Origin of the sequence: Chitinophaga sp. CF418, from assembly GCF_900142925.1 — a bacterium.
Lineage (GTDB): Bacteria > Bacteroidota > Bacteroidia > Chitinophagales > Chitinophagaceae > Chitinophaga.
Map to the genome: position 1 here is coordinate 74,805 of NZ_FRCN01000005.1, position 13,142 is coordinate 87,946.

A 13,142-nucleotide genomic window follows, 5' to 3' on the forward strand; every position below is an offset into this window, starting at 1 on the left:
TTATTGATTTATTATTGTATACCCTGTACCAACGAGCAATTCATAATTCCATTGCTTGCAATGCCCAAGACTATCAGACCATTGAGTAAGGATCTTCTCTCCAATAACAGTCGTCGTTCCATTACATACAATTGTTTTCTGAGAAGGAACATCCTGTCCACCATTTCCGGAACAATCAACTAATGTTACCAGGTAATTAACTGTTAAATCCGTAACAGAAAGAGGAATTGTACCTTGTGGATCTGCGTAGAAAGCCAGGGATATCTTTTCATATGTATTTTCTTCATCGCTGCCAGGTGCATCCGCAAATAACATTTTAACATAAATAGTTTGCCCTCCACAGCTACCATAAGCATTCGCATACACCTGTGCCGGCAATGCAAACCTTGCACGGGCCTTATCATTAGCCGCAGCCTTGCTGATCATTGATGTATCAACATTTGCCGGTATTGAATAATATACACCAGTAGGTACTCTGCCGGAATCACAAACCGGATAAACCAGCATACCCGTAGTGTCATTACTATAGTAACAGCGTCCGTTGATACCCGCACTTATCTCTGCACTGTCTCTGAGACGTTGCTTCACCTGCTGGTCAGCGTCTTCCTGGCTGATGGTAGAAGTGAAGACACCGGCAGCGATCTTATATGTATACGGCAATGGAATAGCGTCCGCCTGACAGGTATGCTGCTGGATTGTTACGCTATCGGCCCTGCTTTTATAGGTATAACTACAGTTTCCATTTATATTAGCATAGATCTGCCCCATACTGTCTATCTCAGACACGGCCATTGCATTTGCATCTGCTACACTAATAGTCGAAGAATACCTGTTCGCAGGTACAGTATATGTTACATTCGTACCCTGTATGCCCGTACCGCAATCATTCTTCTTGATCACCCTGCTTTGTGCCAGGTTACCATAGTACCGTATGCCACATTCACCACCAGCTCCTACATACTGGCTGTATGGTACAGTCACGCACTGAACAGATTTCAGCTGCTTTTTCTTATCGGCCACTTTCCAGAACTGGTTATAAGCTACCGAGGAAGCAGCAACTACATTGCTGGTACTATCCAACACGAGCGTCATCTTTCCAGCTACTAATTTGAGCGGATTACTCAAACTGGTTACGCCACCAACCGAGGCAGCTATGTTGCGCCGTCCTGAACGTACGATCTTTAATGAAATGCCATCTCCGGAAAACGGTACTCCATCCCTGTCAACGAAATAGATATCCGGCTTACCACCGGTCGTAACATTTGCATCTATTGCATAAATAAAGGCGGATGCCGGGAAAGTGGCCAGTTTAGGATCGCATTCCGTTCCCGCTACCCTTTCATAGGAATGTATCAACAGCTCATCACCGGCAGCAAAATAATGGGTGGTATCATTATTCAGTCCTTCAACAATCCGCCCATTGTTCATCTTAATATTGTTCATCACCAGGCCAATGTTCTTATAGGCACCACTCATACCATCGTAAGCCCAGCCAACCGGAAAGCTGAAATTGTAGATGGGGTCATTGAACTCATTCTGTGTGCTTGTCAGTAATACATCTCCTGTTTCACCGTCATATAAAAGGTTGCGGGTAGCCACCCTGCTGCCTTTATCAATGGCGATGACACTATCCAGGATACCGTGCCTGCTCACAATCTTGGTTGCTGCAACAGAGCGGAACTTTGTTTCCTCACGTTGCATCAGATTCAATGCCATTGGTATCAGGAATAATGGCGGGAAGGAAAACGTAAACAGGTCTGCATTAATATTTAAGTTGTGGCTGTTAGTGACAGATCGCTGCTCTCTCATATCCATCATCAGTTCTATGTCTTTACCGATACTGGCGGTATCAATAGTTCCATTCGGAGCAATAACACTTACCGTATTATTCAGATGTTTATATAAAGCCTTCTCATCATCTACCTTATAGAAATACTCCGCGTAGGTAAGCGCTTTCTCAGGATCTGTTTCAGCATAAGAAGCCTGCGACTTAATCTTACCGGTCATATCATTCAGCTCTACTTTAAAGCCCTGGCTTAAGGCCAGGAAGTGACGGGCATTGATATGCAGGAAGTTTGATAACAGCGGTTTGAACCGCTTCTTATTATCTCCGAGATTGCTCATATCTGTTAATGTCGGGAAGTCATACCCCGTATAGAAGCTGGTTTCTTCATATCCATTTGCAGAACGGGTCTTATCAGCATGGATCGTCCTAACACGCACCTTGCTATATCCTACCGAAGGAGCCGGGAAAAAACCTTCCCCGAATGGCAGTTCGGTATATCCCCTGTCAACGGGGGTCAATGTTGACACCTGCAGATTATACTCCACCGGCAACTTCCATGGGTTTTCCTCTCCACCGATGATCGGTTCATAAGACGCCACTCCGCTACTGATCACTTCTTTCTTACCATTGACATCGCGGGTGGTGGTGTATTGGTATTCCTGACCGTAAACAGACTCTTTCTGTTTCGTCATCTTATTCCAATAGTCATAGACAACCACCTTTTTCACACGCAAACCGCCACCATATTTTTTATAATAAGGGTTATTCAAACGCGCGTAGCTCCGGCTAAGATCTACATTCCTCGCCCACTTCTTGACCCTTGTCATCACTTCGAATGTCAGCAGCAGGTTGTTAATGTTATCCGCCTGTGACATCAACACCTTAATGGCATCTACTGCACTTAAGTCATCTCCAACATCAGAGCCGGGATAAGCTTTGGAAGGAAGGTTTAATTTCAGGAACTGAATGGCTGACTGTGCCAGCGGACTATACACGCTTCTCGGTGTATTCATTTTAGCAGCAGGATCAATAGCTTTCATTCTTACCCAGATCGTTTTTCCTCCATTAATAAATCCAAACTGTCCAGGGTCGAGGGTAGCATAACAAGGTACATACTCCCGGCCTTTACCGAACTTATCTCCCGGCATCTCCACAAACAGACGGAAATACAGCTTATCCATGTTCTGCAGATACCTGTTATATACTTCCTCATTGCTGCTTACTGCATAGGGCACATTCACCGCTACATACATATAATCTATCAATCCGTACAGATCAGCACTCAGATCGCTTAACGAAGCAGGCTTTCCCGCAGAGAAGCCTGCTATCTGGAACATCTGCGCGGCACGTTTATTCTGCACATATGCATAGTCATCACTTTCATACGTGATCTTCATACGGCCACCGGATGGAAGTATGATAGAATCCAATGTCCAGGCAGCGGCATTCTGTGCAGCAAGTGTACTGTCCTGCAGGGAATATGGATAATCTGCGTTCGTCAGTACATTACCTGCAGAAGATCCGGGGTTCTGTAGCGGGTCTTTATAGTTACCCCAGCGGTCATTCGATTTAGGATTATAACCAGGGTTATTACTGTTATAATAGAACACATAAGGATTACGATTACGTCGTCCTGTGGTATCATTGCCATTATACGTGAACCATATCCTCTTCAAGGTCAGCTTACCATTATTATTCAAGGGCTTGTTAGCCCCCTGGCAAAGCTCATAGCTATAATCAAAGTGTACAGTCTTAATTGGTCTTGCCGCTGTACCATGTGCTTTAAAGTCGGCCTTGGTATACAGGTTGATCTCATCCAGTTTACGCGCACGCTGGTCTGGCAACCTGAGACCATTTTCATCAATAGCTGCCAGATCATCACGCTTGCTTACTTTGAAAGTAGCGATCATGTTCTTTGACTCGATCGAATTGAGGTACCACAGCTCTTTCTCACCATATACATAATTTCCTTTGTCGTCCCGGTTATCTGTTTTCAGGCCTTCGCTATATCCAGCCTGGGCCTCACCGAAGCTGGTGGCGTCAGTCCTTGCGGGAGCACGCCATTGATATGGATTTTTGATACCTGCGGTTTTGGTATAGTTGAACTTAATAGCATCTCCGGGATCATCAGGTGTAATACCATCACCGGTGAGGTCCTGGTAATCGGGCGACAGCACGCCTGTCAGCAAAAAGGAATGCGCGTAGGCAGGTACCCGCTCACTACTGAAGTAATGATCGATACCATTTTCATTATCTACCGTATTATCCTTACCCGCAGTATACTTCACGATTCCCAGCTCTGTATTGGCACGTCCTTTATCTGCTGCAAAAGTGACCTCTTTCTGTTGAAGATTATATACGGGGATACCGTACACATATCTCCTTCCATCTTTATTTAACACATCAATCTCAGAGATGTGATTCCTTTTACGGAAATCATTGATCCTGTTTTCTTTCGATAAAGGCAAACCTGCTACCGTGAAAGTATCCAGAGCCGGCTGATAAAGGTTCTCCCGTGGAATGATCATAGCAGGCAAGCCTCCATATTGCCAGAAGAGCCTCATCACAGCGCCTTTTTTTCCCTGGAGGAGCTCCAGCTTCAGATCATACGTTTCGCCTGCTACCAGGTTTACCGTTGTTTTTTCAAGGGCATAGGGATGGTCATCTCTCCAGACATCGATCACCATTGTGTCATTCAGATAAAACCTGGTACCGTCATCAGAACCAACATAGAAGGTATAAGTACCTGTAACCGGCGCCTTTACTCTTCCTCTCCAGCGAACAGTAAATGCTGTATTCAGCGGAGAGGTACCTGCAGGCAGGTTGTTATTAATAGCATTTTTATCCATGAAATTGATCTGGGAATCAATTCTGCTGAACAGGAATTGCTCGAACCCTTTACCCGAGTAATAATCTCCCTTCAGTCCGTGTGCGGTATCTTCCGGAGCCCCGGTTGGACAAAAACCAATACCGTAAGTATTTTCCTTGTAATTCTCTATATATTTTGCCAAACCACCGCGGCCAGCTTCTTCTGCTGTGAGATAAGATATTACCTGCGTTCTCTTATCCCTGGTTCTCTGCATGTTCTTCGGACTTACGATCTGTTTACCTGCAAAACGCTGATTCTTATAACGATTGAGGATATTGGTCGTACGCAATTCACTGCTGCTGATACCAGGCTGATACAGGTTAACTGCCACCACATCATCTCCACCGATATTCCTGTAAAAGGCGGTATCATTAATCGTCATTTCACCCGGGTTCCGGAAATAAGCCGCTTCGAAGAACTTATCTGATTTCCTGAAGGCCACGTTGGTAGCAAGCGGATTCTCTTCCATCCAGGGACCGTTAACTGTATATGCTCTGTTGAGGTGAAGGTCTACTCCTCCATGGGTCAGATCACCTCCGCCAAAATCAACACTTGCTCCACCGGAAACGTCTTTCGTCCGCATCTGGTGGTCAAACACATATCCGATATCACCACGATAAGCCCTGAAACTTCCACCTGTACCTTCACCGGTCATACCGAAAACATCATAGGTATAAGCAGGCATCGCTATACTTGGCATTTCCGGCTTCTCCCTGTAAGGCATTTCCTTTTCCCTGTTAAAGTCCAGTAACACTGCAGCATTCGAGCCAGCATGCTGATAATTCAGATAACCGTAGGCAGGCAATGCCAGACTACGGTCAGCACTTTTGATTTCCTGTGTAGAATAATACGCACTCAGGAACCAGTTAGGATGCAATACTTTGTTGGCCGAGCCAAGCTTTGCAGTAAAGCTGAATGAGTAACTTGTATAAGGCAGAGAGATACCAGGCGTGTAAGTAGGGTATGAAAAAGAAAGATTCGCTGATCCTGTCATTACATCCGTTGGGCTATATCTTTCATTTTTTTGGGAGTAGGTATACTGCTGCAACCCGGCAGAAAGCTGTATTGCCTTTAAACCGGAGCGTGAACTATAGGTAGAACCAATTGCTATATTACCTCCATACCCACCTTTATCCTGTTCGTACCGATACCTCGTGTTATAATCCATTGACATCCCCACTGAGGCCCCCTCCTGCGAATTGTTGGTCATGGACAGGCTACCCGATAAGGTTCCCATACTTGACGATCCTGCATTGATACCTGCACTCGCACTACTTTCAATACCAATCCCTTTATAATTGTTATAGAACAAACCAAAAGAGCCCTGAGCACTAATACCTCCCGAATCCTTGGGACTTTTGCTCAGGGGAAAACCTACTAACTCCACGGTTGCGCCTATAGTACCTCCAAATGTCCTGTTAGGCTTTATGCTGGTAACCTTCTGCACTGTATCCTGCGTACCTTCAAAATCATCCGGCAATCCGCGCATATTACGTGTAATCGTTCCGGGGTTAATATTCCAGCCAAGGCCTACCCAGCTGGCTTCCTGGTCCATAGAAACGCCACTGTTATAACCAATAGCTACCGGGTAACCACCTACATCCAACAGAGGGATCGAATAGGAGAAATCTCCCGAGAACAGGTCAACCATGTTGGCACTGTTGACAGAGGCAAATTGTTGCATCTCCGGCTGGGTAGGTCCTCCAATAAATGACGCTGCCGTTTTGGAAACAACATTGTTTCCTTTTGGCGGAGTAACAAGCTTTTTGGGGATTGTTGATAATGCCGCCACATTTCCCGCAGGAGCTTTTCTTACACTCGTTTCATAAACGGGCGTTCGTAAACTGCCCAGGGCATAGGATGGAATGATCGTTTCAAAATAAAGCAGCGTAAGCAAGAAGTATGCAACTAGCCTCTTTCGCTTTTCACTAATTTCCAGTATCATCAGGGATATATTTGAAATGTTATTTTATTGATCGTGTAGTCTTCTCTGAGACAAGACAGTGATTTAGAATCTGACAAAGATTTTCGTATACGGTATAGCTCCCCCGCCCTGCCCATAAGGCAGCAAACAAGTAATAATATAATACACACCCTTTCAGCTACCTTATCTCAAGGTTGCACAAAGCCTGAATGTCATGCTGCAAGACAGCACCGGGCAAACAACAAACTGGTACCAATAAGTTCTTTAGGAATACAAATTCATAGATAACCAGGATTACGATTTCTTTAGTTGACTTTAAACTGACTTAAAAATTGCACTACGAACATTTGCGCGTCTTAACGTTACAAGGTCCTCTCGATCTTGGACTATTCAGAAGGGCAACAAATGTATTAATTACTATAGTCTTACTGAAACGGTATAGGTTCTCCAGCAAGCTCAATAACAGCAAACTTACATTCTTAAAATAATATTTCAAACTTTTTTATCGAGGTTTTATCTCCTCTGATCGTTTAGGCGATAAAGAAAACAAGCGTACTAAAAGGAATTTTCAGAAAGGAAACAGCCCGTCAGACGTAGACTTATGATTTAAGTCCACATCTGACGGGCTGCTTATACAGGCAATAATTACCGGTCTTACTTCGTAATCACTATTTTCTTCGTAAATGCGCTCTTACCTGTCACCTTCAACACATATACGCCCGGTTTCAGCCGTTCAGCTGCTGCATCGAGCGTAAAATTCGGTGAAGCCTTTACTCTTTTATTCAGGACCACTTTCCCTTCAGTATCGTATAATGACAATACTACATCCTCGTGAGCAGAGAAATTACGCATATTAACATTGATCACCGTACTGGCAGGATTTGGATATACCAACACTTCAGGGACCATTTCCGCCACATGCGCTACTGCCAGTGTGCCGGCTGCCGCAGGACAGGCAACCGTTCCTGTGAAAGCCATCTGGGCATCGGTGAAGCGGGTAAAAGTGGTATTAACGTCTACATTTGAAGTATGAGTAGCCGGCCTGCCATCGCATTCTGTACGACCATTGTTTGTGTGCGGCACCTGCAGATAGACACCTGCTGTACTACAGCTGCCTATTTCCGCATCACCACCAACAGTAACGCCCGAACCGCCGAAGGTCACACCCCATTCCATCGCATTACCCTTTACAATGGCATTGCCTGATACGGTACAGTTACTCAGGATAGCATTTTCACCAACGTTAGCCGTTCCGGAATAGGTCCCGTTCCATACACTGGCATTCCCTCCTATCACGACACTGTTCTGCACAGTAGCATTTTCCACCCAGGCGGTACCTTCTATCCTGGCAGTACCGGAAATATTCGCATTGCCCAGCACAATGGCGTTAGGTCCAACATAGGCAGTAGATGCTACCGTAGCCGAATTAGCTACCCAGCCACCGCCATTGGAATGTGCATGCCCATTGGTCTTATAAGCAGCCCGGAAATTGCTCTGGTATCCTTCAGGTACGGCATTGGCCACACGGATCTCATAAGGATATCTTTTGATCTTAGGCCAGCCCGGCTCCCATACATAAGAGGTATGTGTGGTAGGAGCGCCCATTACCACGAGGTATAACTGGGTTTCATTGCTGTTCATCTGGAAACTGATCTCCGCCTCATTCGCGCTGGTTAAGGCGCCGTAACGGGATATAGTGCCATCTGCATTGGCAGCCACAAAACCGTAACGCCAACCGGCAGTAGTATTCACTTCTGTATGTCCTTTGAACTTCACCGTCACATTACGGGAACTACAGGTAGTGTATAGCGGGATAATGTTATAACCATAGTCTTGCGGAGCAAAAACATCTGGTACAACGTACCGGCCGGTAGACGCGCTGATCTGGGTCAGGATCGTGTATAAACGCCATACATAATGAGGCTCACTGTTCTTCAAAGCGTTCCTTGATGCCCGCATGATGCTACCGAAATTATTCACCGGGTAATCGTAAGTCACCTCCCGTTTGGCATAACCATACAGGAAGTCGTTCAGCTGGGATTGTGTCCATCCTTTTAATCTGCGATAGGTGATCAGCGGATGCTCATTAGCCACAGATTCCTTCCATAACCTGTTCACCATATTGATACCTTCCGTTTCCTGTATGGTATAGAGCCATTTGAAGGTACCATAATGGTGCCGGGTAGAACTGAGGTGGAACATCTGCGTGCCCATCCAGCGTGGTAGATCATCTCCTGCAAAACGGGGATACATCTGTGTACGCATGTAGTTGGCATGCGCCTCCCAGAAGAAACCGGCGGGTTCGTAGTTGACATAACCTCCTCCTACCGTATTTTCCTGTATAGAGATCATACCCTGCAGTGCATGCGTCAGTTCATGACTGATCACTGCACCATCACGTGTGGCATTCGGATGTACCCACATAGCACCGATAGTATTGCCATAGGTACCACCGAAGGCCCAACCGGAAGGACCGTTGGTTCCCCAGGTATCATTCATCACGATGATAATCTTGTATTTGCCCAGGTTCTTTGCAGGCGCATCTGAGCAAAAAGCAAGCTCTGTGATAAACTTCGTATAGATCTTTTCCAGCGTATCACAAACAGATTGCGGATTGAAGCGCAGGTTAGGATCTGAGTAAGTGGCAGGGCTGGTGCCTACGATATTGCCCCAGAAGACAATAAAGTTGGCTGACTGATAGGACTTACTGTAAGACCAGGTGTTCAGTGGTGCAGTTGAAAATTCTGCAGGAATGTAAACAGTTTTCTGCGCGGAAAGACTGCCCGTCAGTAACAGGCATAGCAATAGTAGTACACTTGTTTTCATGGATCGTGTTTTTTAATGTACAGTTAACAAATGAATTGCGGAGATGGGCTACAGATACTTATGGCCTTTCAATAGGGTCACTATAGCTATAAAATTAACGGAAATGCATACTGAGGCGCCAACAGATATTAACGGAAATGGGCAGGATATTAACTTAAAATGACAATCCGGACAACATCGGGTAAGCATCAACATGAAAGCGGGTGTCTCCATAATTTGGGACACCCGCTTTCATTGTTTATGATCACTTATATCTTAGAACCTGTAAGATACGGTACCTACGAACTGGGTAGGTGGTATCGGGTTAATACTGTAGTTCTCGTGTACGTAATAGTTGTAGGTATTGGTAACGTTAGATACTTTAGCCAGTACTGAAAAACGTTTGAAAGAATAACCGGCGCTCAGATCCAGTGTAGAGAAACCTGGTGCGGAGATCAGGCGGTTGTATTTCTGGGTCTGGTTGATAGTATTATTCCAGCCACCGAAACGCTGACCGATATAATAATAACCTACTCCAAACTTCAGTCCTTTCAGCGTGGATTTCTGCAAAGTATAGAACACGTTAGCATTGGCAGTATGATTTGGATTGCCTACCAAACGTTCACCATTTATAGACCCACCACTTAAACCACTGCTGCCTTCTATCGTGATATTATTGTAGCTGTATCCGGCAATGACATCCAGACCAGGTAAAGGATGACCTGCTATATCCACTTCCACACCACGGCTTAAAGTTTCACCGATCAATGCTTTCAGGTTAGTATTGTTATTAGGCGTCACACCGTCTTTCTGGAATGGAGCCGTCTGTGCGTAGTTGCTATTCTTAATACGATATGCAGTAATATTCACTGACAATTTTCCTTTCAGGAAATCATTTTTAACACCTACTTCATACTGATCAATAACAGATGGGTCCAGGGTGGTACTGTCAACAGCCAGGCCTGTGTTAGGCGTGAAAGAGTTGGAATAACTTGCGAATACTGCCATGGTCTCTATTGGCTTGTACACAATACCTAATCTTGGGGAAAAGGCATCGTCATATTTAGCGGCAGTCTTAGTAGTCTGGCCAGATTTGTAGTCGTAAGTAGCCGGTGCTTCATTCTGCAGGTAAGAGAATCTGACACCTGCCAGGACATTCAACTTAGGAGTGATTTTGATCAGATCCTGAACATACACACCAATACGGTTGATCGGCGTTGTTACATCCTTGATCCTTACTGCATCCGGTATATCGGTACGCGGTGTATACAGATCAGGGGTCAGAATGTTGATGGTATCGTATGTAGCAGGCTGGTTGTAGGTATAAGCCTTGGTATAGTAGCGGTCTCCGTCCACACCTGCCAGCACATTATGTTCCAGGCTACCTGTTCTGAACTTACCGTTCAGGTCTACCTGCGCCAGATAATAATCTTCACTGTTAAAAGTCCTGTTCAGCGGACGGGCCCATTTACCGGTAGCATCGGCCTGGATCCTTTCTACAGCGTAATAATCGCGGCTATATCTCTGGTAAGAGAACATACCGTTCAACGTCCAGACATCATTCAGCTTATGTTTGATAGAAGCGCCTGCAGATGCCTGTTGTGTATGTGCATACTGCCATGGCGTGCCATAGAAACTGTTGCGTGGTACGTCAGGTATTTTGTTATTATCCAGGGAACCGATACCAAAATCAGGCGTAAAGTCATGCTTCAGATAATCACCCTGTACCAGCAATTCTGTACGGTCACTTAACCTGAACAGCAGGGAAGGATTTACATAATAACGTTTTGAATGTACTTTATCGCGGTAACTGTCTGTTGTTTCAAATGTACCATCAATCCTGTATGCTACCTTGGAAGAAATAGGACCATACACGTCAAATGCAGGCTTTAACAACCCATAGCTGCCTGCGCGTACATTCACTTCACCGCCAAAATTAAACTTAGGCTGTTTGGTCACCATATTCATTACTGCACCCGGAGCTACGTTACCATACAGGATCGCAGCGCTTCCTTTCAGGATCTCCACTTTCTCCAGTGAGCTCATTTCAGGCATTACACCAGAATTTACACGTGCCCCATTCTTAAACATATTGGTGCTGGAAAAAGCATATCCTCTTGCATTAAAAGCCTCCTGGGTACTGGCACGGGAAGAGGCCATGTATACGCCATTCACATTCTTCACTACATCGCTCATGCGCTGTACCTGTTGTTCTTCCAGTACTTCATGCCCGATCACAGCAACACCCTGGGGCAGGTCTATAGCTGCAACAGGGATCTTACCTATATTAACAGGGGTTTTGTTGATCGTTCTTGTTTTGGTACCTGCCACCACTATTTCATTCAGCTGTGCAGCAGTTGCTTCCAAGGCCAGTGTAACATCAGCTGTCTGGTCTGAAGTAACGGTAACTGGTTGATGTATTGTTTTGGTACCGGTGTAAGATATTACCAGTACATAGTCGCCTTGCTTTACGTTTTTGATTAAGAACTGCCCTTCTTCGTTAGTCACTGCTCCCTTCTTCGTATCCTTCAAACCCACAGTTACAAAAGCGGCGGGCTTGCCATCGGCGGAATTGATCGTTCCTTTAATAGTACCAGATTGTGCGAATGCGGTAATATTGACCAGGACGAAACTGAGTAAAAAGTATAGATGTTTCAACTACAGTAAATTTTATGCAAAGAAAAACTACTCATGAGTAGCAACCGACTCGGATCGGGAAAAAATAGTACACGATGGAAAGGAATAGCAAGGGGCACGGGAAGCTTAGCCCAAGGCATCGCACCACTCCCTCAAACAGCTTACTGTATTGATTTTCATGCATCAGCAAGGCCCCCATAACTTACAATAAAATATTATATATCTGCCTCCCGGTCAGCCCGCTACCTGTATTCAGAATTAATTCAGAATTGGGAAATAATATTGTGACATGAAACTACTGATCATCGATGGCGATCTGGCACTATCGCAGGTTATGATCTCCTATTTATCTGACGGGAATTACATATGTGAATATGCGAACAATTATCAGCGGGCACTGTCTAAAATAGAGATGTATGAGTACGATTGCATCCTGATGGATCTTGCACTGCCGGACGGAGATGGCAACAAGCTGCTGGAAGCAATAAAGGCGCATAATAAACTGGTGGGCATCATCGTCATTTCCGCTAAAACTGCATATGAGGATAAGATCTCTGCCTTGGAGAAGGGAGCGGATGATTATGTCACGAAACCTTTCCATTTACCGGAACTGGCTGCCAGGATCTTTTCCGTGATCAGGAGGAGGAAATATGACAACTGCAACATTATCCGGCAGGAAGAACTGACTATCGATCTGCTGGGCAAAACTGTACAGATCAATAATAAACCCGTTACACTTACCAGGAAAGAGTTTGACCTGCTCTTATATTTCCTGGGCAATAAAAACAAGGTCATCTCAAAACACGAACTTGCAGAGCAGCTTTCGGGCGACATTGCCGGCCTCCGGGAAGATAACAATGTCATTTATGCCCATATCAAAAACCTCAAAAAGAAACTCCACGAAGCCGGTGCAGGCAATTACCTGAAAACTATCTATGCAACAGGATATAAGTGGGAAATCTAAAGACCGTATTCCCGGACCGGGTATTAAGCATTACTACACATTATAAATAATATTATATAATACTATCTCAGCCATCACCTTTCATTTTTCAAAATCTCTTTTTGAAATATGAACTCTTTTTGAAGAGACTGCCGTTATTTCTCCCCGTAAAACATTA

At 45.0% G+C, this 13,142-nt stretch carries 4 protein-coding genes; 1 reads left to right on the top strand and 3 read right to left on the bottom strand.

The genetic code is table 11. The features are described 5' to 3' along the window. The 3 genes from F3I09_RS12615 to F3I09_RS12625 form a co-directional block, all read right to left on the bottom strand. Complete coding sequence (locus tag F3I09_RS12615) at positions 1-6,600, bottom strand: DUF5977 domain-containing protein (RefSeq protein WP_149695389.1); 6,600 nt, start codon at positions 6,598-6,600, stop codon at positions 1-3. A 633-nt stretch (positions 6,601-7,233) separates the two neighbouring features. After that, positions 7,234-9,405, bottom strand: coding sequence for a DUF6055 domain-containing protein (locus F3I09_RS12620; RefSeq protein WP_149695390.1), 2,172 nt, complete (start codon positions 9,403-9,405; stop codon positions 7,234-7,236). A gap of 255 nt (positions 9,406-9,660) precedes the next feature. Beyond that, on the bottom strand, positions 9,661-12,042 hold the full coding sequence (locus F3I09_RS12625) for a TonB-dependent receptor (protein WP_149695391.1): 2,382 nt from the start codon (positions 12,040-12,042) through the stop codon (positions 9,661-9,663). Positions 12,043-12,310: 268 nt separating this feature from the next. Here F3I09_RS12625 and F3I09_RS12630 point away from each other — a divergent pair, with 268 nt between their 5' ends. Beyond that, the gene (locus tag F3I09_RS12630) at positions 12,311-12,985 is read left to right on the top strand and encodes a response regulator transcription factor (protein WP_149695392.1); all 675 of its coding nucleotides are present in this window, start codon (positions 12,311-12,313) and stop codon (positions 12,983-12,985) included. The last annotated feature ends 157 nt before the right edge of the window (positions 12,986-13,142 follow it).

Bases quoted from the DNA above. Each gene is read 5' to 3' on its own strand.
- F3I09_RS12615 (WP_149695389.1), bottom strand. From the start codon at position 6,600: ATGATACTGGAAATTAGTGAAAAGCGAAAGAGGCTAGTTGCATACTTC.
- F3I09_RS12620 (WP_149695390.1), bottom strand. From the start codon at position 9,405: ATGAAAACAAGTGTACTACTATTGCTATGCCTGTTACTGACGGGCAGT.
- F3I09_RS12630 (WP_149695392.1), top strand. From the start codon at position 12,311: ATGAAACTACTGATCATCGATGGCGATCTGGCACTATCGCAGGTTATG.